This window comes from Marinobacter sp. MIT932201 (assembly GCF_047123295.1).
Classification (GTDB): Bacteria; Pseudomonadota; Gammaproteobacteria; order Pseudomonadales; family Oleiphilaceae; genus Marinobacter; species Marinobacter salsuginis.
This window is the reverse complement of sequence record NZ_CP138917.1, coordinates 452,487-476,593: the sequence shown is the minus strand read 5'-3', so window position 1 is coordinate 476,593 and position 24,107 is coordinate 452,487. Positions and strand designations below refer to the sequence as shown.

Here is a 24,107-nt window from a genome sequence, read left to right as displayed (position 1 = left end):
TGTTTATTGACTTTCCATGCGCCTGACGCATAGTTCAGGTTATGGATACAAGACACATTCGGCATTTCATGGCGTTGGTTGAGTGCGGCAGTTTCGCCCGCGCTTGTGAAGTCGTGCACCTGTCCCAGCCTGCCCTGAGCCGCAGCATCCAGGAGCTGGAGCGCCAACTCGGTGCAAGGCTGTTCGATCGGGGGCGCTTCGGTGTGGTTTTGACCGCGCACGGGCGAGCAGCCCTGCCTCATGTCCGAGGCCTGCTGGCCGCGGCAGAGTCTTTGCGACAAGAAGTTGAAGCCATCGATGAGCTTGAGACAGGGGAGCTGAATATCGGCACCGGGCCTTATCCGGCGCTCGCCCTGATGGACAGGGTCTGTGCCAGATTTGTTGATCGGTACCCGGCCATTCGCCTCAATATTCGAACAGATAACTGGCAGGAACTACGCCTTGCGATGCTGGATCATGAGATAGAACTGTTTGTGGCCGATACCGGCGAATTGTCGGGCGATCCGGACCTGGAAATAACCCACTTGCCACAGCCCGAGGTTGTTGTGTTTTGTCGCCACGACCATCCGCTGACTCGGGAGGAGGGGGTGGTATGGGGAGATTTGCTGGATTATCCATTGGCCATGACTCGTCTGCCTGAAGATATGGAAAGAAAGGTTCAGACCATGAGTGCGCAACAAGGGGGGCTGAAACGGCGAATCGAGTGCGACAATATTGCCATGCTCGCGGCCATTGTTTCTGGCAGCGAGGCCATCAGTATCGCACCCAGACCGATCGTGGCCGGCTTACTCGATAGCGGAAAGGTGAAAACCCTTCCGGTAACAGGGATTGAGACTCTACAGACCCGGTATGGTCTCCTGCAGCGCAGCGGGAGACCCCTTTCCCCTGCAGCAGTTGAACTGCGTTCCATGGTTCTGGAATTGGCAAACCTGGAATGACCCGCCAACGTGGCACCCGCCTCCCAGCCAAGATAGTAGATTGCTCAGAAAAACTGGCCATTGAGCCTGCTGCGACCCACCACCTTTAAAACAACATATTGTCAAATATCGATAGAGCTGCCTCCCAGGCCCGCCTTACGATCCCAAACAACCCAATACAATCTTCTCAAACCCTGAAGTTCCGCATAAAAATTTATAAAGCAATATGTTGACATATTATTTTGGAAAAGCGTATTTTTTAAACTGATACGGCTGGATACTGCGTCAGCTCATGGCCAGCCCTCCTAACAAAAACAAACCGGACACAACAGGTGAATCAGATGGATACAGGCATCACTCTCAATCCGGAACGCCGCGCCGCCATGGTCGAGATTGGCGCATGGAACAACAAGCTCATTACCGACTATCTGGACCAGGCCGTGGCCAGCACCCCAGACCGGGAAGCCATCGTCGGTTACCAGGTCACCGGTGACACCCGCACCGCTCTCACCTATCGCCAGCTCAATGACAAGGTCACCCGCATGGCAGCGGGCCTGGCAGCCATGGGCATCGGGAAAGGCGAGGTTGTGGCCTGCCAGTTGCCGAACTGGTGGCAGACCACAGCCCTGCACCTGGCCTGCATGCGCATCGGCGCCATACTGAACCCCCTCATGCCGATCTTCCGGGAGCGGGAACTGCGCTTCATGCTCAAGCATGGCGAAGCCAAACTGCTGGTGATTCCAAAGGTCTTCCGGGACTTTGACTACGAGGCCATGATCGACGGAATCCTCAACGAACTGCCCAATCTTGAAACCCTGCTGGTGATCGGCGGCGAAGGCGAACGCAGCTTCGAGCAGCGCCTGATGGAGACCGCCTGGGAAGAACAGCAGGACACCCGGGCCCTGTTTGCCGAGCGCCAGCTCACCGCCGACGACGCCATTCAGATCCTCTACACCTCCGGCACCACCGGTGAGCCTAAAGGCGTCATGCACAGCTCCAACACACTTTTTTCCAATGTGCGACCCTACGCCGAGCGCCTGCACCTGACCCCGGATGACAAGGTACTGATGGCCTCCCCGCTGGCCCACCAGACCGGCTTCATGTACGGCATCATGATGCCCATTTACCTGGGCACGACCGCCATCCTGCAGGACATCTGGGACGCGGACTACGTCTGCAAGGTAATAGGTGCCGAGAAACCGGCCTTCACCATGGCGGCCACACCTTTCCTGGCCGACCTGGTCAAGACCGCGCCCAAGCACGAGGGCGAACTGGATTCGCTGCGCATCTTCGTTTCCGCCGGCGCCCCCATCCCCAGCGCTGTGGTCGAGCAGGCCGGCAAGGTGCTGAAAGCCAAAATTGTCTCAGCCTGGGGCATGACTGAAAACGGCGCCGTCACCATGACCTGCCCGGAAGATCCGGCCGAGCGGGCCAGCCAGTCCGACGGCAAGGCCCTGCCCTGGATGGAAGTGAAAGTCACCGACTTCCAGGGCAACGAACTGCCGGCCGGAGAAGAGGGCAGCCTGCTGGTTCGCGGCTCCAGCCTGTTTATCGGTTACCTGAAGCGCCCGGAACTCTATGGCGTGGACGAGGACGGCTGGTTCAACACCGGTGACCTCGCCCGCATGGACAAGGACGGTTACATCCGCATCACCGGTCGCACCAAAGACGTGGTGATTCGTGGTGGCGAGAACATCCCGGTGGTGGAGGTAGAAAACCTGCTCTACAAGTACCCGGGCATCGTCGATGTTGCCCTGGTGGGCTGCCCCGACGAACGCCTGGGTGAGCGCCTGTGTGCCTACGTGACCCTCGACGAGAACGCCACCGACCTGACCCTGGACCAGGTCAAGGCCTACCTGACCGAACAGCAACTGTCCAAAAACTACCTGCCGGAATACCTGGAAGTGATTGAGGCCATGCCTCGCACCGCCTCCGGCAAGATCCAGAAATTCAAGCTGCGCGAACAGGCCAAAGAGGTTCGCCTGGAACCGGCAAGGCGCGGTTGATCCCATTGATTGAACAACAACAGGAGCAAGTCCACATGAGAGGCCTTAATGGAAAAACAGTCATCGTGACCGGCGGCGGGGGCGGCATCGGCCGCGCCGTATGCCAGCGCTTTGCCGGGGAAGGCAGCCTGGTGGCCGTCCTGGACCGGGACGAAAATGCCGCGCGGGCCACGGCTGACCTTATTACCGAAGCCGGAGGCACTGCCCGCGCCTATGCCGCGGATATTACCGACTACGCCGCCATCACCGAGACCGTGGCGGCCATCGAGAGCGATCTTGGCGTGCCCACGGTGCTGGTGAACAACGCCGGTTTCGACCGCTTCATGCCGTTCCTCAAGACCGAACCAAAACTGTGGGACCAGCTGATCGCAGTGAACCTCACCGGCGCCCTGAACATGCACCACGTGGTGCTGCCGAAGATGGTGGCCGCCGGTGGCGGCAAGGTCATCAATGTGGCTTCCGATGCCGCACGGGTCGGTTCCTCCGGTGAATCCGTCTACGCCGCGTGCAAGGCCGGGCTGGTGGGCTTCAGCAAGACCGTGGCCCGGGAACTGGCCACCAAAAACGTGTGCCTGAACGTGGTCTGTCCCGGCCCCACCGACACCGCCCTGCTCAAGGGTGTCGCGGAATCCGCGCCCAACCCGGAAAAGCTGCTGGAAGCCTTCCGCAACGCGGTGCCCATGAAGCGCCTGGCCCAACCGGAGGACTACCCCGGCATCATCGCCCTGCTCGCCAGTGACGACGCCAACTTCATCACCGGCCAGGTCATCAGTGTGTCCGGCGGCCTGACCATGGCCGGCTAACGCCCACTTTCACGAACACGGAGAACACAGCATGAATTACGAAGACATCCTGTACGACGAAACCGATGGCGTCGCCACCATCACCATCAACCGCCCGGACCGCTACAACGCCTTCCGCGGCCAGACCTGCATGGAACTGATCGACGCCTTCCACCGTGCCGGCTGGAACAAGGACATCGGCGTGATCGTGTTCACCGGCGCCGGCGAGAAGGCCTTCTGCACCGGTGGCGACCAGGGCGCCCACGAGGGCCAGTACGACGGTCGCGGCCTGATCGGCCTGCCGGTGGAAGAACTGCAGCGCCTGATCCGGGAAGTACCCAAGCCGGTGATTGCCCGGGTCAACGGCTTCGCCATCGGCGGCGGCCACGTGCTGCACGTGATCTGTGACCTGAGCATCGCCTCGGAAACCGCCATTTTCGGTCAGGTTGGCCCCAAGGTCGGCTCCGTCGATCCCGGTTTCGGCACCGCCTACCTGGCGCGGGTTGTGGGCGAGAAACGGGCCCGGGAAATCTGGTACCTGTGCCGCAAGTATTCCGCCCAACAGGCACTGGAATGGGGCCTGGTAAACGCCGTTGTACCCCCGGAGCAGCTGGACGAGGAAGTGCGCAAGTGGTGTGACGAGATCCTCGATAAGAGTCCGACCGCCATTTCCATCGCCAAGCGCTCGTTCAACGCCGACAGCGACAACATCGCCGGCATCGGTGCCCTGGGCATGCAGGCCCTGAGCCTGTACTACGACACCGACGAGTCCAAAGAGGGCGTCAACGCCTTCAAGGAAAAGCGCAAGCCGGAATTCCGCAAGTACTACAAGTAACGGCCCGATAGCCCGGAGAACACCATGAATTTCGCATTCAATGAAGAACAAAACGCGATCCGCGAGGTTGTGGCCCGCTTCAGCGCCGAGGTGCTGGCCCCGGGCTATCGCAAGCGGGACCAGGAAGGCGTGATCGAGCGGGACGTGATCCGCCAGCTCGGCGAGATGGGCCTGCTCGGTGGTGAACTGCCTGAGGAGTTCGGTGGCAGCGGCATGGATTGCGTCACCAGCGGCCTGATCATCGAGGAGATCTCGAAAGGGGATTTCAACGTGGGTTACATTCCTCTACTGACCTCCCTGAACGGCCAGATCATCGCCAGCCACGCCGCGCCGGACCTGGCAAAGGAATGGCTGCACGGCATGACCTCCGGCCAGAAGGTGGCCTGCATTGCCCTGACCGAACCCCATGGTGGCTCGGACGCTGCCAACCTGCGCCTGAAAGCCGAGAAAAAGGGCGACGTCTATGTGCTCAACGGCGAGAAAACCTCCATCTCCATGGCCGACCAGGCTGACGTGGCGGTGGTGTTCGCCCGCACCGGCACGGTGGAGCAACGGGCCTCCGGCATCAGCGCGTTCCTGGTGCCCATGGACAGCCCGGGCATCACCACCACCCGGTTCGAGGACAACGGTCAGCGTGCCATCGGCCGCGGTTCGATCTTCTTCGACAACGTGGAGGTGCCCGCCAGCCACATGATGGGCGACGAGGGTAAAGGCTTCAAACAGGTCATGCAGGGCTTTGATTACAGCCGCGCCCTGATCGGCCTGCAGTGCCTGGCGGTGGCCCAGCAGTCCCTGGAAGAAACCTGGCAGTGGCTGACCGAGCGTACTGCCTTTGGCCAGAACCTGTCCGCCTTCCAGGGCCTGACTCATCCGCTGGCGGAATACCAGACCTACGTTCATGCCGCGCGCATGCAGTGCTACCATGCGCTCTGGCTCAAGGACAACAACCTGCCCCATAATGCCGAGGCGGCCATGAACAAGTGGTGGGGCCCGAGGCTCGCTTTCGATGTGGTGAAACAGTGCCTGCTGGCCCATGGCCACACCGGGTGGGGAGAGGATTTACCGTTCGCCCAGCGCTTACGGGATGTCCTGGGGCTGCAGATTGGTGACGGTACAGCGCAGATCATGAAGAACATTATCGCCCGCGAGTACCTGCCGAAGTGACGCGTCCCATGCCTTCCGTGATTCAGGACGCCGAGAACCGCCCTCGCCGGCCCAACCGCCAGCGGGGCACCAAAGGAGCACAGATGATCGTCAACGAATCCGGAGGCATTCCCAACCGCCTGTTTTTCCGCCTGTTCCAGACCGGAAACATTCTCCAGCGTCAGGTTCAGAATGAAATGGGCATCAGCGCCGTCCAGTGGGCGGTGCTCGGGGCGCTGTCACGGGAGGGTTTCGAGGAAGGCACCTCGTTCAACCAGCTCAAAGAGTACCTGTACGTCAGTCGCCAGAACCTCGACGGCGTGCTCAAACGAATGGAACGGGACGGGCACGTTGTTCGGGTACCGGATCCCCAGGATCGGCGGGCCAGACTGGTGGTATTGACCGAATCTGGCCGGACTTTCTGGGATCGGCTGCAGGACTCGATTGCCGAGTTTTACCGGCAGGCCATGCAGGGGATGAGTTTTGATGACAGCGTAAGCCTGCTGCACCTTCTGAAAAAGCTGCAGCATGAACTTATCGATATTTCCCTGGACTCTGCCACCCCAGAGAAATAATGCGGGATAAATGACGAGGACGATCCAACCAGTACCGGCGATCAGGCCGGCTCAAACCGCTCCTGCAGCCACGCCTTGATATCGTCAGACTCATACAGCCAGCGGACACTGCCATCCTCTTGCTGAATCTTCAGACAGGGCACTTTGACCTGACCGCCGCCGGCCTCCAGCTCTGCACGATGCTCCGGGTTATGCTGGGCGTCGCGGGTTTCGATGTTGAGGCCCAGCCGGGCGATTTCCTTCCTTACCTTGATACAGAACGGGCAGGCTTTGAACTGGTAAAGAGCCAGATCCTTGCTGGCCTCGTTAGCGCGGGCCTGCTCATCAGCGCTACGGCTGACGCTTTCCGGCGTGCTGAGTTTTTCACTGAGCAGCATGAATGGTGTCAGTATCAGGCGCAGCGTTCGGAAAAAATAACGGATAACAACTCTCATGGGTACGGTTAAAGCTCCGGGTTTCCAGTTAACGATTGCTTCGAAGAGGTCGGCATTCAGGATTGATGTGCGTCCCTCATAGCGGTGTACGAGAATATCATTTCAAAAGATGAAGTGTTCAGAATAACGGGTGCTGAACCCTCACTGGGTGTGGTGTGGGGAGTGTATCAGTCGAATCGGACGATATCCTCAATCCTGATGCACACCGTTGAAACGTCCACGCAACCAGGCTGACCGGAACGTCTCCGCGGCCACCCCGACGAGGAATCCGAAAAACGGGTCGGCCCAGAAGGTGATCAGAGCCGTGATGCCAATCACCGGCCAGCAGGAGGGTTTGGCGGACCAGAGACGTTTGGTGAGGCCCAGCTCAACAGCAGCAACCATGAGCAGAGCGCCAAGACCCGCCGCGGGCACGGCGGCAATGAACGAGAGACCACCGGGCACGATCGCCACCAGGAGTAACCCTGCACCCAGAAGGACTGGAGCCAGACCAGTGCGGGCGCCAAAGCGATAATGGGCCGCAACACCACCTGCGCCGTGGCACATGGGCAAGGCACCGAACGGTACCAGGAACAGGTTGGCCAGGCCGGTTGTGACGGACAGCCTTGCCGGTGAGACCCGGTGGGACTGCTCTCCGAAATAATCCCCCACCACCAGAGCCGTCAGAACGATGGCGTTGGTGATGGTCAGCGCCAGTTGCGGCAGCACCAGGATAGAGAACCCCTGCTGCCATTCATCCATCGAGGGCAAGGTGGGCATCGAGAAGATGGCAGGATCCGCCGGCAATGGCAGCCCGGGTGAACCCAGCAGCGCACCGAGGACCATGGCCAGCGCCAGTCCCATGAGCGCCGCCGGCCAACTGGGGAACAGTTTCAGGGTGACCGCCAGCAACCCCAGCACAACCAGGCCCAGCGGCAGGGATGTAGCCATCAATTCCAGGCTCATGCTGGCCAGCAACAACCCCAGCCCCAGTTGCAGGCCGCTCAATACCGACCCTGGCACCAGGCGGGCCGCCCGGTTGATCCATCCGGTTGACCCCAGAAGCAACAGGATGGCACCGATCAGAACGCCACTGGCGATCAGGCTCTGGGCACTGACCTGGGTGGTCAACAGCAACGCGGCCACGGCTTTCATGGGCTGTACCGGAACAGGAAGGCGGTAATACAGGCCTGTCACGATGTAAAACACGGCAAAACCCAGGAGTACCGGTACTGGAGCAAGTCCGGCCACGCCAATGGCACCGAGAGTCAAGGGCAGCAATGTGCCAATATCACCCAGCGCGCCGCTGCTTTCACTGATCACCTTCTTCATTGTCGAACCCATTAGGGCTCCTGCCTGAATGGTCTGCTTATTGTTGTCGTTCAAGCGTTATACACTACTTTACCAAGTTCACTGACATCATACCCGCCCAATGTCTCGGCCCGGTGCGCGAATCGTTCGCTACCGGCAAAGGCCAGCAAACGCTGCATGGCCGACTCGAAATAATGGCGCCGGCGCATGGCCAGGTCGAAGTGCTCCTGCTGCAGGGGGATAAACGCCAAGCCCTGGCGCCTGGCCGCCGCCTCGATACCCACACCCACATCCGCTTCCCCCTGACGAACAGCCAATGCCAGATCGTCCTCGCTGAGCGAGGGATGTTCGGCCCAGGCAAGCTTGCTGCCATCAATTCGGTAGCTGGCGAGCAGGCTCTGCAGCAGATGACTGACACCGGCCTCGGGCTGGCGGCGGGCCAGACGCAGGCCCGGCCGGGCGATGTCTTCCAGCTGCACGATTCCGTGGGGATTATCCGGCGCAAGAAGCAGGCCCTGCCGGCGTTTGGCCCAGCGGATCAGTACCAGGTCACGCATGCCGCTCAAGCCCAGGGTCACCGGGTCGTTGTAACGCTCAGTCTGCGCGTGCCAGATATGCATGCCAGCAACCATGGCGCGACCGTCAACCAGGCGCTGCACCCCGTCTCCGCTGCCCTGGCACAGCATCGCCAGCTCGGCATTACTCTCCTTCACCGCCCACTCCAGCAGCGGATCCTGGCTACCCACCAGCACAGGTGGCGTTGGCGCGCTGACGCCCTCGTCACCCTCCAGATGATTCATCAACCAGAGATCTATACGCTGGCGCGGAAATAAAAGCTTTCCCGTCACCCGCACGCAGGGGATCACGCCCTGGCCCACCAGATCGTAGACCTTGCGTTCTTTCAGGCGCAGATACTCGGCAGCCTCGGCCGTAGTGAGATAGTCAGGCAGAGACATCGAACCTCCGGAGTCAATTGATACGCATAATGCTGTTTTTAGCTGCATTATTTACGGCAAGCATCGCAAAGCGTAGTTAAAAACGCCACGATGCTCAAGACTAAGGAGACGCAGCTGTGGAAGAAAACGCGCTTTACGTGGCGCTCTCGCTACTGGTGAATCTCGATGCTTCGCTGTACCAGATCGTGGTGCTATCGCTGCAGGTTTCGCTCGTTGCGGTCCTGATAGCGGCGCTTTTGGGTTTTCCACTGGGCGCTGCGGTTGCGTTATGGCAGTTCCCCGGACGCGGCGGGGTTATTGTCGCGCTGAATGCGCTGATGGGACTGCCGCCGGTTGTGGCAGGGCTAGGCGTTTATTTGCTGCTGTCGAGGGCCGGACCGCTTGGCGAACTGGGTCTTCTGTTCACGCCCGGGGCCATGGTAATTGCGCAGGTGATACTGGTGTTGCCGATTCTCGCCGCGCTCTCGCGGCAAAAAGTGGAGGAGTTGCTGGGCGAATATCGCGAGCAATTCGTCTCGCTAGGCATGTCGAAGGCTCGCATGATGCCCACACTGCTGTGGGACGCCCGCTTTGCCCTATTGACCGTTCTGCTCGCAGGGTTTGGCCGGGCCAGCGCGGAAGTCGGCGCGGTCATGATGGTTGGCGGCAACATCGACGGCGTCACCCGGGTCATGACAACGGCCATTGTGCTTGAGACCAGCAAGGGCGCCCTGCCCCTGGCGTTAGGCCTCGGCATTGTCCTGCTGACGCTTGTCATGGCGATCAACGCTACTGCGTACATTTTGAGTGAAACGGCCAAGAGGCGCATGGGATGACATCGTTGAACGTGCCCGTTAACAGACCAATCGAACTCAGTGCACCGCCGTCGCTGCGCTTTGACAACGTCGAGTTCAACCTTCTCGGCCACCAGCTTTTTGGCCCCTGCTCATTCACGCTGGACGGCCCCGGCCCCACACTGGTGATGGGCCCCAATGGCGCGGGCAAGAGCCTGATGCTCCGCCTGGCTCACGGGCTGCTCGCGGCAACGGAGGGAGCCATAACCTGGTCCGGTGACGAAACACCCCGCCAGGCCATGGTATTCCAGACCCCGGTTCTTCTGCGCCGTTCCGCACTGGCCAACCTCACCCACGCGCTGGCTGTCAATAACATCCCACGCAAGCGGCGTGCAGAACTGGCACGGGAAGCCTTGGCACGCTTCGGCCTGTCCGCCTGTGCCGACACGCCCGCCCGGGTGTTATCGGGTGGCGAGAAGCAACGCTTGGCACTGGCCCGGGCCTGGGCACTTTCACCCTCGGTACTGTTTCTGGACGAGCCCACCTCTGCACTGGACCCTGCTGCCATAAAGGACGTGGAAGCCGCCGTTCAGGAATTTCACGAGAGAGGAACACGCATCGTAATGACAACCCATGACCTGCATCAGGCCCGGAGGCTGGCCGGGGACGTGCTGTTTCTCGCCGGCGGAAAAGTGCAGGAGCACACGCCTGCCGACATCTTTTTCAGCGCCCCTGCTTCGCGCCAGGCACAAGCCTTCCTGAGCGGAGAGCTCGTGGCCTGATCACCCACCAAGAAAATAAACGTACCGAACCATCGCTCGCTCTACGAATAAGACACGACAAAGGAGAGAACAAGATGAAAAAAACCCTGAATCTGGTTCTGGCAGCCGTAACGACCATGGGCCTGACCTTCAGTGCCCAGGCCGACGACTACATTACGCTGGCCTCAACCACGTCCACCCAGAACTCCGGCCTATTCGACTCGATCCTGCCCAAGTTTGAGGAGGCGACCGGTATTGAAGTTCGCGTTGTAGCCGTCGGCACCGGCCAGGCGTTTGAGCTCGCCCGCCGGGGCGACGCCGACAGCCTGCTGGTGCATGACACCGCCGGGGAAAAACGGTTTGTCGAGAACGGCTTTGCCACCGAGCGGGCAGACGTTATGTACAACGACTTCGTGCTGATCGGCCCGAAAGACGATCCCGCCAAAATCCGTAACGCGGAAAGCGCCGCCGAAGCCTTCTCTGCCATCGCCGAAGCAGAGGCACCGTTTGCATCGCGAGGCGATGACAGCGGCACCAACCGGGCCGAGCTCAGGCTTTGGGAAAACGCCGGCGTGGAGCCGGGCGGCAGCTGGTACCGGGAACTGGGTAGCGGCATGGGTCCGACCCTGAACACCGCCGCCGGCATGGACGCCTATGTGATGTCCGACCGTGCTACCTGGGTCGCGTTCGAAAATCGCCAGAATCTCGAGCTGCTGTTCTCGGGCGACAAAGTACTTTTTAACCAGTACGGCAGCTTGCTGCTCTCCGAAGAAAAGCACCCACACCTCAAACACGACCTGGCAGCCCAGTGGCACAACTGGCTTCTGTCGGAAGAAGGCCAGCAGGCGATTGCCGACTTCAAAGTGGACGGGCAGCAACTGTTCTTCCCGAACGCCCAGTGAGGCAAAAGGATCTAGTGCGACTGAACTGAGCGTCTGTTTACCCTGCCCAGATCGAACCCCGGCATTGCCGGGGTTTTTTATTGGCAAAAAGCAGCTGTTTTTCCTCAATGCCAAATAGGCTAATCTCTGGCAATCTCCGTACAACATCCATTCCAGTACGACCAGGAAACGGCTATAACAAAAATGACGATTGATCCCATACTTCCCGATCCCAAGGATCCCCGTCTGTCCCGCCCAGTGGAGGGCGTGGACGAGAACGGCGAGGCCAAATCGATCAGCGTGATCGAGGAACGCCCCCTGACCATCTACCTGAACAGCCAGGAGATCGTCACAGCCATGACCATCGGCGACCATCCGGAGTATCTGGCCCTCGGCTTCCTGCTCAACCAGGGCATGCTGAAAGAAACAGACACGGTCACCGGGATCGATTTTGACGAAGAACTCGAGGTTGCGGTGGTGCGCACGTCAGGCGTTACCGATGTCGAGGACAAGCTGGAAAGGAAAACCCGCACCTCCGGTTGCGCCGTGGGTACGGTGTTCGGTGACATGATGGCCGGGCTGGAAGGCCTGTCACTGCCGGATACGCCGGTGCACACCAGCACCTTTTACGATCTTTCCTATCAGATCAACCACACGCCGAGCCTGTACATGGAAACCGGCGCCATCCACGGCACCGCGCTTTGCCAGGGACAAACAATCCTGGCGTACATGGAGGATGTTGGAAGGCACAACGCGGTCGATAAAATTGCCGGCTGGATGCACCTGAACAACATTTCGGCCGCAGACAAGGTTCTGTATACCACCGGCCGCCTGACCTCAGAGATGGTGATTAAAACATCCCTGATGGGCATTCCCACTCTGATCAGCCGCTCGGGCTTCACCGCCTGGGGTGTCGACATTGCCCGCCAGGTCGGGTTGACCCTGATCGGCCGGATGCGTGGCAAGAAATTCACCTGCCTGAGCGGCCAGCACCGCCTGGTGTTCGATCAGGACTTGTCGCAGGTACCCGATGAAGACAAGAAGCTACGTCGAAAAGGCGCTCAACATGATTGACGGAGGCACTGCATGAGCCAATGTGCAGTTATCCTGGCCGGCGGCCAGGCAACCCGCATGGGTGGTGGCGACAAAGGCAGGCTCATGCTCGGCGACCAGTCGTTGATCCAGCGGGTAATCGAACGGATCACCCCGCAGGTCGATGCCGTGGTATTGAATGCCAACGGGGATTTAAGCCGGTTCGACGACCTGGATCTGCCGGTGGTGGCGGACTCCATCGAAGGCTTCCCCGGCCCGCTTGCCGGCGTACTCGCGGGCATGGACTGGGCCGCCGAACAGGGCCACGAATGGCTCATCAGCGTGGCCGCCGACACACCGTCCTTTCCCAGGGATCTGGCTGCCAGACTGGCGGAACATGATACCCCGGTGGTGCTGGCAGCCACGCCAGACCCAGAGCGCGGCCGACTGCCACAGCCGACCTTCGGGCGCTGGCGGGTCGCTTTGAGGGACGATCTGAGAGCCGCCCTGAACGAGGGCGTACGCAAGATCCGCCAGTGGACACAGGCCCAGGGCGAAACTCTGGTGGTTTTTGACGAGGGCGATTTTTTCAACATCAACACCCCGGACGATCTGGCCTGGGCGGAGCAGCATCTGAAGTGAACGTTATAGGCATCGTAGGCTGGAAAAACTCCGGCAAGACCACACTGGCAGCCGCTCTGATTCGCGAACTTTCCGGCCGGGGTTTAACGGTCAGCTCGATCAAGCACGCCCACCACATGGTGGACGTGGATCAGCCCGGAACGGACAGTTACAAACACCGTGAAGCCGGTGCCCGCGAAGTGATTCTGGCCGGGGGCCAGCGCATTGCCATCATGCACGAGCTGCGGGGCGCAGGTGAGCCCTCACTGGAGGATTTGCTGGCCCGCCTGTCGCCCTGCGACTGGGTCGTGGTAGAGGGTTACAAAACCCACGCGCACCCGAAGATTGAAGTACACCGGCAGGAATCGGGCCGATCGCCCCTTTACCGGGAAGACGCCAACATCATCGCCGTTGCCAGCGACTATGCCGCCGATTTTTCCGGGCCTTTGTTCGATATCAATGACGTCACCGGCATTGCCGATTTTATTATTGATCATGTACAGCCACCAGCGAGAGAGTCATGAAGCCGCTTCGCAATGACTGTTTTGCCCTTCCCCCGGGCGTGAACTGGACGCCGGTCGAAGAAGCCCTTGAGCGGTTGCGTTCAAGGTTGCATCCCGTGGTGGAGGTGGAGCGTGAGGTTCCGCTGTCACAGGTGAACGACCGAATCCTGGCAAGTGATGTCTATGCGCCTCGGGCTCATCCCCCAAGCACCAATTCCGCCGTGGATGGCTATGCTCTTGCCGGGCCGTTAACGGACGTGCCCTGCACCCTGCCTCTGGTGGATGGCCGCAGCGCCGCCGGTGAGCCTTACATGGGGCAGGTACCCAAGGGATACGCAATCCGGATTCTGACAGGCGCGGTTATTCCCGCCGGCACGGATACTGTGGTTCTGGAGGAAGACTGCGAAGTCCGGGATGGCCGGTTGCATCTGAACGGTACGCTAAAAGCAGGCGCCAATGCCCGCAAAGCCGGTGAAGACATCAAAGTCGAGGACCGGATCCTCACTGCCGGAACGCGGCTCAGTCCGACCCAGATTTCAGTGCTTGCCAGCGTGGGCGTGGAAGCCGTTGATGTTTATCAGCGGCTAAGGGTGGGCGTGCTGTCCACCGGTGATGAGGTAAAGCCGGTGGGCGCACCCGTCACAGACTGGCAGATCTATGACGCCAATCGCCCTATGCTCAGTGCCCTGGTATCACAACTCGGCTACGAACTCGTGGATCTTGGCCATGTGCTGGACCGGGCCGAGGAGGTCAAGGCAGCCTTGGAGCGGGGCGCGGAGCAGTGTGACCTGATCCTGACCAGCGGCGGCGTGTCCGCCGGCGACGAGGATCATGTGTCGAAAACCCTGAAAGAACACGGTGACATCAGTAACTGGCGCATTGCCATCAAACCCGGCCGTCCTCTGGCGCTTGCCATGTTCCGGGGCACGCCGGTAGTCGGTCTGCCGGGTAATCCGGTGGCAGCCTGGGTCTGTGCGCTGAGGTTTGGTGCGCCTGCCATGGCATTGTTGGCAGGGGCCGAATGGTTCGAGCCCCAAGCGTATACCATGCCGGCTGACTTCTCGAAGAACAAAAAACCCGGGCGCAGCGAGATGCTGCGGGCACGGGTTCGCGATGGGAAGGTCGAGGTATTCGGGTCGGAAGGCTCTGGCCGGGTGACCGGTCTGGCCTGGTCCGAGGGTCTGGTGGAACTGGATGAGAGCGCCCAGCAGATCGAGCCCGGCACCCCCGTCCGGTTTATTCCCTACGGTAGCTTCGGCCTGTAATCAGTCAACGCTGCCGTGGACCGCAAAGGCCTCCAGTGAGGCATCCTGCGGGCCACGGGAGCGGTAGGTTTCCTCAACGCCCAGATCGGTCAGTGTGCGGCTGACCATCAGCAGGGTGTTGTCCTCAAAGTCCTCGCACATACTGCGCATCTGGTCGATTTCTTCACAGGCCACCGGGTAAGCCGCCTCGATATCCGGCGCGCCATAGATCTCCACAAAAGTCTGCGCGAGCGTCTGGCGAAGCCGCTCCAGCTCCGGCTCGGTAATGTCGCACACGCCAACAAAGCTGGCACGACCACCCGACTCAATGCTGTACCACCCATTGGTGAAGGCTTGCCGGGCTTTGCCTGTCAGGTCCGCCTCCGTCCAGTTGGAAAACTCGAAGCCGCCGGAAATGGCCCACTCCCCACTGGGTGCCGGCCGCTCGAAGACGTTTTCATCGGAAATGTCCAGTCTCAGGGTTCGGGCCAGTTTCATAGGTGCTCCGCATAATCAATCAGGCTAACAGTTTCGGTCATCACATCCTGGCGCAACAGCATGCGCCCCTTTTCATCCAGACCCACGAACAGGCCGGCTCTGGGTTCCTCAATGCGCTTTCCAATGGTGTCGCAGCGCGGACGCCATTCGTTGTGGACCCGCTCGAACCCGCTGTCCAGAAAATAAGTCAGCCATAACAGCGTATGTTTGGACCAGCTCTCCAGCAACGCCATGGGCATTATCTCTACACAGCCCTCTTCGTACAGACATGTCTGATCCGGCATTTCACCCGGCTCGCCGCCAGGATGGGTGAAGGGCACCACGATACCGATCACCAGCCAGTTCGGCGTTTCTTTGGGGTCGGACACATCGGCCGCAAACCTGACGCTGCCACACAGGGCCCCGTTGACCTTGATGCGGTCAGGCCACTGGAACTGCACCGGCACCTCGGGCGGCGCCAGGGCCCCGAGGCTCTCGGCGAGGCCAATCTGGGCCACGTACACCGCCTGAATGGCCTCTTCCAACGGCGTCTCGGGCGCCAGCACCAGTGCCGCCCGTAGAGTATCCACGGCCTCGGAATAGAAAATGGTGCCGGAATCCACGCCGGCGATGGCGCGGCTGACGGCCTTATCGAAAGGATCCGTATGCGGGGGCACAACCTCGCCGCTCAGTAGCGGTGGGAAACGGGGAGACTCGATGATCATTGGACGGCCCGGGCGTATTGTTCAGAGGCAATGATTTCATCGGCCAGTCTTTGGAAAGCCTGGGCCTGCGGACTGTCGGGCTTGGACACCACAATGGGCACCCCGCCATCGGAGCCGATCCTGATATCGAGATCCAGAGGAATTTCACCGAGGAACGGTGCCCCCAGCTTCTCGGCCTCAGCCCGGGCACCACCGTGGCCGAAGGGATGATGCTCCTTGCCGCAGCCATCGCAGATGAAAGAAGCCATGTTCTCCACCAAGCCGAACAATGGCACGTCCATGCGCTTGAACATGTCGATGCCTTTGCGTGCATCCATCAGGGCAATGTCCTGGGGCGTCGACACCACGATGGCGCCGGCCACGAAAAACTTCTGGCTCAGGGTCATCTGGACATCGCCCGTGCCCGGCGGCAGATCCACCAGCAACACGTCCAGCCTTCCCCAGTCCACCTGGTTCATCATTTGCTGCAGAGCGCCCATCAGCATGGGTCCGCGCCAGACAATGGCTTCCTCTTCGGAGGTCATCAGCCCGAGTGACATAAGGGTCACGCCGTGGTTGCGAAGCGGAAGGATGGTGTTGCCGTCCGGGCTGGAAGGTCGGCCCGACACACCCAGCATCCTCGGCTGGCTGGGGCCATAGACGTCGGCATCCAGCAGGCCGACTTTCAGGCCCTTGGACGCCATGGCCACGGCCAGATTGGAGGACACGGTGGATTTCCCCACCCCGCCCTTGCCTGAGGCAACCGCAATAATACGATCCACGCCCCTGGGGTTCTTGTCCTGTGGCCGGGGCGCATCGGTGCCAATCAGGTTACTTTTTCCTACTTCGGTGTACTGGACCATGGAAATTCCTGTCTATCAATCAATTGTCCCGGTAGTCATCACTGGTACGAACCCTGGGTCTGGCGGCGCCAGCCATGGGCGCCGTGTCGCCATGGAACTGCGCTTTCACCCGACAGTCGTCGCACATCTTGATGAGCTGGACATTATCAGATTTGGTGTACATCCAGTGCTGATTTTCCAGCTTGGCTACAATCCGGTTGATGGTACTGGCCACACCAAACGGTTTGCCGCACTGGATGCACTCGAACGGTTCTTCGCCATGCAAAGCCCTCGGGCTGAGCGCGGCCTTTGACAGATCCAGCTGCGGCTTGAGCGTAATCGCCGTTTCGGGGCAGGTGCTGTCGCAGATACCACACTGCACACAGGCGTTCTCGGTGAACTGCACTTCCGGCCGGTCCGGATGATCCCCCAGTGCGCCGGTGGGGCACAGGGAAACGCAGGCAAGGCACAGAGTGCATTTGTCTGAATCAATCTCGATGGCACCGTATGGCGCACCCTTCGGCAGCGGGATCGGCTCGTCCACCTTCTCCGCCATGGCTGTGGCGGTCACCCGGGTAATGTCGCGACGGCCGCCCACCAGCAGCACCGGCTCGCTGACCCGTCCCGCGTTGTCGCCCGGCGCGGACAACTCGATGGCATCAATCACCCGAACCCGGCTTGGCGAGTTATGGGTGCCTTTGAGCATGGCCTGGGCCAGTTCTACTTCGGCCGCCAGGGCCCGACGATCCAGTTCGTTGTCTGCCAGAATCAGCACTTCGGCATAACCGGCACCGAACGCCGCCATGATCTCGGCGTGGCCAATACGGTCCACATGTTCCAGTCCGAGTGGGATCAGATCGTCGGCCAGGCCATCGTCGTAGCGAGCCAGGTAGGTGATGGCTTCCGAGCCGGCGCCCAAGGTATGGAATACCAGGCGTGGCGATTCGTGGGTCTGCTCGCGATAGGTCTTCGCCATCACGTCCATGACTTTGACTATAGCCTCGTAGGGCGTTTCGTTCATGGTGACTGCGGATGTGGGGCAAACCGCCGCGCATGAGCCACAACCTGCGCAGATGTCAGAATCGATCTGGATGTGGTCGCCGGCAGAGAAGATCGCTTCCGTGGGGCAAACGTCCAGGCACCGGGTACAGCCCGGCTTGTTAGCCCGGGAATGGGCACACAGGGACTCTTCCAGCCGGAAAAAGACGGTTTTTTCGAACTCGCCCACCATTTCCCTGGCTGTGAGGGCAATGCGTTCCAGCTCGCCGGCTTTGTTCGGATCGGCCCAGAAATACCCATTGCGCTTCTCGTGGCTGGGGAAGGCCGGCGCGCCACCGCGCAGATCAATAAACACGTCGCACTCACTGCGAGCCGTTGTCTGCGCCGGCGTGTAACCCAGCTCACCCCGACCGGCCGGATGCAGGGTCTGCAACCCGGCGAACTCCAGCTTGAAGTTGCCGAGGGCGCCATAAGCGCTAGTCAGTTGACCCTTGGCCACGTCGTAGGCGGCCGATGGCAACTGGATGGGGCCGGCATCGTTGACCACACAGGTAACGCCCAGCTCATCCTGTACCAACCCGGCCATGCGGATGGCTTGCTCGGTGGGGCCCACGATGCAACAGACGCCGTTGGACTGGATGGTTTTAGCCGGGGCGGTGGGCCCCGGCAACTGGGCTGCGGCCACCAGGGCCGCCTGTTTGGCTTCCAACCGCTTGGGGTTGGCATCGGCAGAACTCCAACCCGCCCGGTCACGTATATCGATGGTGTGCAGTGGCGCTACATGCTGGATCTCGGCGTGAATGTCCTCGGCCAGGCGCTCGAACAGCGCTGCCTGCTGGCCACAGGCGATAAGCACGTCGTTGCTGGCGCCCAGGTGCTCGGCTGCGACTTTCATATCGTTGCCGCACAGCTGGTCTACCGCGACGACCTGCTCGGCACCCGCAACCGCCTGAAGGGCCTCGGAATTGAAGCCCTGGCTCTTGTCGCAGGTGCACAGCAATAGAGATTTTTTTGATGTCATCAGGAACTTTACTCTGTTCGTTGTTGTTATACATATACGAATCACTCTCTTATTTCGAGCATGCCACAGCCATCTACTTTCGGACAATTGGATAATTGTTGGAGCCCTGCTAGCTTTTATCTATAACAAAAAGAGACACATCATGAGCAGTAGAACCGATCACTGGAAACGAGCATTGCAGGTGGGTGCCGTTGTTCGCCGATCGCCGGGGGTAACGCGGTGGGCGAAACACGTCTGGAAACCTGTTGCTGTCATCCCCGGGGCACCGGACGCCTTCTGGAAAGAACTGGTACGCGAGGGCGAGGTGGTCGATTACCACGCCGGCACGGTCACTATGGAGCTGTTCCGTGCCGATGTCGAAGGTTATCTCGTCTCCCTCAACATGAGCACGCCTTCCGTCTGGATCATCCTGGACCGTGACGTCACCGGCCAGTCGCCCTCAGGCTGGGCGGTCAGCACCGTTACCGCCAGCGCCCACGAGGCTCTGGATTCCCTGGACAGCGGCGAAAGCATTGTTGAAGCCGTCCCCATCCCGGAATCCCTGGCCGCCTGGATCAAGGAATTTGTCGACATGCATTACATCGAGGAGCCGTTCAAGAAACGGCGCCGGGATGAGGTGCGCGTGGACGCGGTGGAAGACGCCAAGGGTGATCCACGAATCCGGCAGGAAAGCGACGTATACCGGGCTCCCGCCAACATCAAGAAACCCAGGTTACAGTAATGGTCGAATCACGCTGGCAGCGCTGGGCGCGCAAAAAGGCCGAAGCCAACAGAACGGTAGAACCCACGCCGCCTCCGGTGCCGGAGCAAATCGAACCGGCCCCGGAGGAACAGGAACTCGCCATTAACGAGGGCCTGTCAGAACCGGAGCTTCTGGAGAAGTACGGACTGCCTGATCCGTCGTCCATTGAGATCGGAACGGACATCACCGGTTTCATGCGCAAGGAAATACCGGAGTTCCTGCGCCGAAAGGCCCTGAGAAGCCTCTGGAAATCCAACCCGGTGCTGGCGGTACTCGATGGGCTGAATGACTACGACGAGGATTACACCCTGGCGTCGACGGCCGGGCAAACCGTGAAATCACTCTATCGGGTCGGCGAAGGGCTGGTGGATAAAGCCAAGAAGGCGGCGGATGTCATTGATGAACCTGTACAGTCGTTGGCCCAACCCTCCCCGACCGATGCCGAATCCACGGTCACCGGGCAGGCGCAAGCTGACGGGCATGAGGATGAACAGGCAGCCATTGAGCAGGACGACCATACCGAGCAGGCGGAGCTGACCAACCGAGTGCCCGCACAACCGGAGAACAGTCAATCAGAAGAGGTGCCGGAACCGCGATTCCGCCCTCGCATGCGTTTTGACGATTAGCAGAATACATTTCACCTATTGGCGAAATAAACGTGGCTTACCCCACTATTCTTGATTGTGTACTAAGATAGTGTGAGAGAGCGCACATAATAATTAGAAGGAAAACGACTTGACTGACACGGCCGAAATCCAGTGCCCGCGCTCAATCACTGACGAAGATAGAGCGCGGGCCCAAATCTATCAGCTGCTGGGTGTCCTGCTTGACCGACCACCCTCGGCGGAATTGCTGCAAGGCCTGTCCTCGCTGCAGGGCGACGACACGCCACTGGGCACCGCCTCGAAGAACCTGGCCAAGCTCGCAGAGCGCACCAACCCCTACGATCTCGAGCGGGAGTTCAACAACCTGTTCGTCGGTCTGGGCCGCGGTGAGCTCCTTCCCTATGCCAGCTACTACCTCACCGGCTTCCTCAACGAAAAGCCCCTGGCCGAGCTCAGGAGCGATTTGAGGTCACGTGGTATTAAAGCCCGCAGCGACGTCAAGGAACCGGAAGACCACATCTGCACCCTGTGCGAAATCATGGCCGGGATTATCACCGGCGAATTTCCCTGCGACAGCGGTGTGGCCTCTCAGAAAGCTTTTTTTGATGCCCATTTGGCGAAGTGGGCTGAACTGTTTTTTACCGACTTGGAAGAAGCGCAAAGTGCCATCTTCTATGCGCCGGTGGGCTCGCTTGGCCGGGCCTTCATGGCAGTGGAAGCCGAAGCCTTTGCAATTCAGTAACCGGGACCGACAGGTTCCTTAACCCAGGGGGAGGTGTCCAATGGACAACCCGAAGCGTGAAAACAGCCGTCGCCATTTCCTGAAAATGGCCGCTTTCGCAGCTCCAGCTGCGGTGGCAGTGACGGTTGCACCGAACGCCGCAGCCGAGGTCGTCAGAACAGACGCGCCGAAAAGCCGCGGATTACGTGATACCGAACACACACGTAAATATTTCGAATCGGCTCGCTTTTAACGGTGGTCTGAGTTGATCAAGGTTGCGAAAGGCCCTTGAGAGACTGAGCTTTCCGGAAAAACGAGAATAATAAAAGAGAGAGGTATACGACATGTTAAGGAAGAAGACCAACGGGGTAGCGAAAGGCCCCCGTGCAGGCTCTTTGCTTTCTTCGCTCGCTGCCAAGACTCTGGATCGTCGTCAATTCCTGACAACGTCTGGCGTGGCAGTGGGTGGTCTGGCGGCACTGTCGCTGACATCGGGTCGGGTTGAAGCTGCAGCTCCAGCCACCGGTGGCGGTGAAGTAGTCGTCAAGAAATCCGTCTGTACGCACTGCTCGGTCGGCTGTACCGTCGAAGCGGAAGTACAAAATGGCGTCTGGACCGGCCAGGAACCCGGCTGGGACAGCCCCTTCAACATGGGCGCCCACTGCGCCAAGGGCGCATCCGTTCGGGAGCACGCTCACGGCGAGCGCCGTCTGAAGAGCCCCATGAAGATGGTCAACGGCCAGTGGCAGAAGATTCCCTGGGACCAGGCCATCAACGAAATCGGCGACAAGATGCTGCAAATCCGTGAGGAGAGTGGTCCCGATTCCGTTTACTGGCTCGGCAGCGCCAAGTTCAACAACGAGCAGGCTTACCTGTTCCGGAAGTTTGCCGGCTACTGGGGCACCAACAACGTTGATCACCAGGCCCGTATCTGTCACTCGACCACGGTTGCCGGCGTAGCCAACACCTGGGGCTACGGTGCGATGACCAACTCCTACAACGACATCCACAAGTCCAAGGCGATTTTCATCATTGGAGGCAACCCCGCGGAAGCGCACCCGGTATCGCTGTTGCACGTGCTGAAGGCGAAGGAAGAGAATAACGCTCCGCTGATCGTCTGCGATCCGCGCTTCACCCGCACAGCAGCCCATGCCGACGAATTTGTACGTTTCCGTCCGGGCTCAGACGTTGCGCTGGTGTGGGGCATTCTCTGGCACATCTTCGAGAACGGCTGGGAAGACAAGGAGTTCATCCGCACCCGGGTATGGGGCATGGACGATATCCGTGAAGAAGTGAAACGCTGGAACCCGGAAGAGGTCGAGCGGGTCACCGGTGCGCCGGGCGGACAGCTTGAGCGCGTCGCCCGCACCCTGGCGAATAACCGCCCGGGCACCGTCATCTGGTGCATGGGGGGCACCCAGCACTCTAATGGTAACAACAATACGCGCGCTTACTGCATTTTGCAGCTGGCACTCGGCAACATGGGCGTAGCCGGCGGCGGCACCAACATCTTCCGCGGTCACGACAACGTTCAGGGCGCTACCGACCTCGGCGTGCTCGCCGATACACTGCCGGGCTATTACGGACTGTCTGCTGGTTCCTGGGCCCACTGGGCTCGAGTCTGGGAAGAGGACCTCGACTGGCTGAAGGGCCGCTTTGCAGTTTGGGATAAAGACGGCAAGTCCCGGGCCATGATGAACGAGAAGGGCATTCCGGTCTCCCGCTGGATCGACGGTGTTCTGGAAGCCAAGGAAAACCTCGAGCAGCCCGATAACACCCGTGCCATGGTGCTGTGGGGCCACGCGCCCAACTCCCAGACCCGGATGACGGAAATGAAGGAAGCCATGGAAAAGCTCGACCTGCTGGTCGTTGTCGATCCCTTCCCGACCGTCTCTGCGGTGCTGCATGATCGTAAGGAGGGCGCTTACCTGCTGCCCACCACGACCCAGTTCGAGACTTACGGCTCGGTAACCGCTTCCAACCGCTCACTTCAGTGGCGGGAAAAGGTGATTGAACCGCTGTTCGACTCCAAGGTCGACCATGAAATCATTAAGCTGTTCGCGGACAAGTTCGGTTTCACCGATCGTATGTTCCGCAACATCGCCATCAACGGCGATGAGCCGTCGATTGAAGACATTACCCGCGAGTTCAACAGGGGTATGTGGACCATCGGTTACACCGGCCAGTCCCCGGAACGCCTCAAGAAACACATGAAGTACCAGCACCACTTCGACAAGACTACCCTGCGTGCAGTTGGTGGACCTTGTGATGGGGATTTCTATGGCCTGCCATGGCCTTCCTGGGGGACACCGGAGATGAACCATCCGGGCACCGCCAATCTGTATGATATGTCGTTGCCGGTTTCCCAAGGCGGCCTTACGTTCCGGGCCCGCTTTGGTGTCGAACGTGATGGCGAAAACCTGCTGGCGGAAGGCGTCTACTCGAAGAACTCCGAGATCAAGGACGGCTACCCCGAATTCACCATGCAGATGCTGATGGATCTGGGCTGGGATGGTGACCTCACCGCCGAGGAGCGAGCCAGCATCGAAGCAGTGGCGGGCCCCTCCACCAACTGGAAAACCGATCTCTCCGGCGGCATCCAGCGAGTGGCAATCAAGCACGAGTGCGCTCCGTTCGGTAACGCCAAAGCGCGCGCCGTTGTCTGGAACTTCCCGGATCCGATACCGCTGCATCGCGAACCGCTGTACACCAGCCGCCGTGATCTGGTCCCCGACTATCCGACCTACGAAGACAAGACCTTCTGGCGGGTGCCGACCCTTTATGAGTCAATCCAGCAGAAGGACTTCAGCAAGGAGTTCCCGATGATCCTCACCTCCGGCCGTCTGGTTGAGTACGAGGGTGGTGGTGACGAAACCCGCTCGAACCCCTGGCTGGCGGAACTTCAGCAGGAGATGTTCATCGAGGTAAACCCCCGCGACGCCAACAATCTGAACATCCGTGACGGTCACGACGTCTGGGTTCATGGTCCAGAAGGAGCCAAGATCAAGGTCAAGGCCATGGTGACGGAACGTGTGGGTGAAGGCGTTGCCTTTATGCCCTTCCACTTCGGCGGGCACTACCAGGGCAAAGACCTGAGGGACAAGTATCCCAAGGGCGCCGACCCAATCGTTCTGGGTGAATCCACTAACACGGTTCAGACATACGGGTATGACTCGGTCACGCAGATGCAAGAGACCAAGGCAACCCTGTGTGCGATTAAGCCGGCATAACAAGAGGTGTAGA

Annotated in this window: 25 protein-coding genes; 18 read left to right on the top strand and 7 right to left on the bottom strand. The window is 60.1% G+C overall.

Annotation, left to right across the window (positions count from 1 at the left end):
• Positions 1-41 precede the first annotated feature (41 nt).
• From SIC15_RS02170 to SIC15_RS02145, 6 genes are all read left to right on the top strand, one after another.
• Complete coding sequence (locus SIC15_RS02170) at positions 42-938, top strand: LysR family transcriptional regulator (protein ID WP_412536987.1); 897 nt, start codon at positions 42-44, stop codon at positions 936-938.
• Positions 939-1,258: 320 nt separating this feature from the next.
• Positions 1,259-2,923 (top strand): AMP-binding protein, encoded by a 1,665-nt coding sequence (locus SIC15_RS02165; RefSeq protein WP_412536986.1) that lies wholly within the window; start codon positions 1,259-1,261, stop codon positions 2,921-2,923.
• A 35-nt stretch (positions 2,924-2,958) separates the two neighbouring features.
• Positions 2,959-3,726, top strand: coding sequence for an SDR family NAD(P)-dependent oxidoreductase (locus tag SIC15_RS02160; protein ID WP_222466001.1), 768 nt, complete (start codon positions 2,959-2,961; stop codon positions 3,724-3,726).
• A gap of 31 nt (positions 3,727-3,757) precedes the next feature.
• Positions 3,758-4,540, top strand: a complete 783-nt coding sequence (locus tag SIC15_RS02155; protein ID WP_412536985.1) for an enoyl-CoA hydratase-related protein — start codon at positions 3,758-3,760, stop codon at positions 4,538-4,540.
• Between the two features lie 24 nt (positions 4,541-4,564).
• Positions 4,565-5,704 (top strand): cyclohexanecarboxyl-CoA dehydrogenase, encoded by a 1,140-nt coding sequence (gene aliB, locus SIC15_RS02150; RefSeq protein ID WP_412536984.1) that lies wholly within the window; start codon positions 4,565-4,567, stop codon positions 5,702-5,704.
• 83 nt (positions 5,705-5,787) lie between these two features.
• Positions 5,788-6,258 (top strand): MarR family winged helix-turn-helix transcriptional regulator, encoded by a 471-nt coding sequence (locus tag SIC15_RS02145; RefSeq protein ID WP_136629948.1) that lies wholly within the window; start codon positions 5,788-5,790, stop codon positions 6,256-6,258.
• Positions 6,259-6,299: 41 nt separating this feature from the next.
• Here SIC15_RS02145 and SIC15_RS02140 read toward each other — a convergent pair whose 3' ends face one another.
• The 3 genes from SIC15_RS02140 to SIC15_RS02130 all read right to left on the bottom strand — a co-directional run bounded on the left by SIC15_RS02140 (position 6,300) and on the right by SIC15_RS02130 (position 8,938).
• The gene (locus tag SIC15_RS02140) at positions 6,300-6,692 is read right to left on the bottom strand and encodes a glutaredoxin family protein (protein ID WP_153634363.1); all 393 of its coding nucleotides are present in this window, start codon (positions 6,690-6,692) and stop codon (positions 6,300-6,302) included.
• Positions 6,693-6,881: 189 nt separating this feature from the next.
• On the bottom strand, positions 6,882-8,015 hold the full coding sequence (locus SIC15_RS02135; protein WP_412536983.1) for a putative sulfate/molybdate transporter: 1,134 nt from the start codon (positions 8,013-8,015) through the stop codon (positions 6,882-6,884).
• A 38-nt stretch (positions 8,016-8,053) separates the two neighbouring features.
• Entirely contained in the window at positions 8,054-8,938 is an 885-nt protein-coding gene (locus SIC15_RS02130; RefSeq protein WP_412536982.1) for a substrate-binding domain-containing protein, read from the bottom strand.
• A 116-nt stretch (positions 8,939-9,054) separates the two neighbouring features.
• Here SIC15_RS02130 and SIC15_RS02125 point away from each other — a divergent pair, with 116 nt between their 5' ends.
• From SIC15_RS02125 to SIC15_RS02095, 7 genes are all read left to right on the top strand, one after another.
• A complete protein-coding gene (locus tag SIC15_RS02125; protein ID WP_412536981.1) occupies positions 9,055-9,753 on the top strand; it encodes an ABC transporter permease in 699 nt (232 codons plus the stop codon).
• The gene (locus SIC15_RS02120) at positions 9,750-10,493 is read left to right on the top strand and encodes an ATP-binding cassette domain-containing protein (protein WP_412536980.1); all 744 of its coding nucleotides are present in this window, start codon (positions 9,750-9,752) and stop codon (positions 10,491-10,493) included. Before SIC15_RS02125 ends, SIC15_RS02120 begins: the two co-directional genes overlap by 4 nt.
• Before the next feature lie 74 nt (positions 10,494-10,567).
• Entirely contained in the window at positions 10,568-11,374 is an 807-nt protein-coding gene (locus SIC15_RS02115) for a substrate-binding domain-containing protein (protein ID WP_136629944.1), read from the top strand.
• Between the two features lie 183 nt (positions 11,375-11,557).
• Positions 11,558-12,427, top strand: coding sequence for a formate dehydrogenase accessory sulfurtransferase FdhD (locus SIC15_RS02110; protein ID WP_069182760.1), 870 nt, complete (start codon positions 11,558-11,560; stop codon positions 12,425-12,427).
• Between the two features lie 12 nt (positions 12,428-12,439).
• A complete protein-coding gene (mobA, locus tag SIC15_RS02105) occupies positions 12,440-13,027 on the top strand; it encodes a molybdenum cofactor guanylyltransferase MobA (protein ID WP_412536979.1) in 588 nt (195 codons plus the stop codon).
• Positions 13,024-13,530 (top strand): molybdopterin-guanine dinucleotide biosynthesis protein B, encoded by a 507-nt coding sequence (gene mobB, locus SIC15_RS02100; RefSeq protein WP_069182758.1) that lies wholly within the window; start codon positions 13,024-13,026, stop codon positions 13,528-13,530. The genes mobA and mobB overlap by 4 nt, the downstream gene beginning before the upstream one ends.
• Positions 13,527-14,774, top strand: a complete 1,248-nt coding sequence (locus SIC15_RS02095; RefSeq protein ID WP_412536978.1) for a molybdopterin-binding protein — start codon at positions 13,527-13,529, stop codon at positions 14,772-14,774. Before mobB ends, SIC15_RS02095 begins: the two co-directional genes overlap by 4 nt.
• Here the strand turns inward: SIC15_RS02095 and SIC15_RS02090 are convergent, their stop codons facing one another.
• Genes SIC15_RS02090 through SIC15_RS02075 form a run of 4 tightly spaced genes read right to left on the bottom strand, consistent with a single transcriptional unit; the run spans position 14,775 to position 18,796 of the window.
• A complete protein-coding gene (locus SIC15_RS02090) occupies positions 14,775-15,251 on the bottom strand; it encodes a DUF6505 family protein (RefSeq protein ID WP_136629941.1) in 477 nt (158 codons plus the stop codon).
• Entirely contained in the window at positions 15,248-15,955 is a 708-nt protein-coding gene (locus SIC15_RS02085) for a biotin/lipoate--protein ligase family protein (RefSeq protein WP_412536977.1), read from the bottom strand. The genes SIC15_RS02090 and SIC15_RS02085 overlap by 4 nt, the downstream gene beginning before the upstream one ends.
• Positions 15,952-16,797 (bottom strand): Mrp/NBP35 family ATP-binding protein, encoded by an 846-nt coding sequence (locus SIC15_RS02080; protein ID WP_136629940.1) that lies wholly within the window; start codon positions 16,795-16,797, stop codon positions 15,952-15,954. The genes SIC15_RS02085 and SIC15_RS02080 overlap by 4 nt, the downstream gene beginning before the upstream one ends.
• Positions 16,798-16,816: 19 nt before the next feature.
• Positions 16,817-18,796: a 4Fe-4S binding protein gene (locus SIC15_RS02075; RefSeq protein WP_412536976.1), complete on the bottom strand. Its 1,980-nt coding sequence runs from the start codon at positions 18,794-18,796 to the stop codon at positions 16,817-16,819.
• A 142-nt stretch (positions 18,797-18,938) separates the two neighbouring features.
• Here SIC15_RS02075 and SIC15_RS02070 point away from each other — a divergent pair, with 142 nt between their 5' ends.
• From SIC15_RS02070 to SIC15_RS02050, 5 genes are all read left to right on the top strand, one after another.
• Positions 18,939-19,517, top strand: coding sequence for a DUF3305 domain-containing protein (locus SIC15_RS02070; RefSeq protein ID WP_069182754.1), 579 nt, complete (start codon positions 18,939-18,941; stop codon positions 19,515-19,517).
• Complete coding sequence (locus tag SIC15_RS02065; RefSeq protein WP_412536975.1) at positions 19,517-20,164, top strand: DUF3306 domain-containing protein; 648 nt, start codon at positions 19,517-19,519, stop codon at positions 20,162-20,164. Before SIC15_RS02070 ends, SIC15_RS02065 begins: the two co-directional genes overlap by 1 nt.
• Positions 20,165-20,273: 109 nt before the next feature.
• Positions 20,274-20,885, top strand: a complete 612-nt coding sequence (locus SIC15_RS02060) for a molecular chaperone (RefSeq protein ID WP_136629270.1) — start codon at positions 20,274-20,276, stop codon at positions 20,883-20,885.
• A gap of 40 nt (positions 20,886-20,925) precedes the next feature.
• Entirely contained in the window at positions 20,926-21,117 is a 192-nt protein-coding gene (locus tag SIC15_RS02055) for a twin-arginine translocation signal domain-containing protein (protein WP_069182751.1), read from the top strand.
• Between the two features lie 91 nt (positions 21,118-21,208).
• A complete protein-coding gene (locus SIC15_RS02050) occupies positions 21,209-24,094 on the top strand; it encodes a formate dehydrogenase subunit alpha (RefSeq protein ID WP_412536974.1) in 2,886 nt (961 codons plus the stop codon).
• The last annotated feature ends 13 nt before the right edge of the window (positions 24,095-24,107 follow it).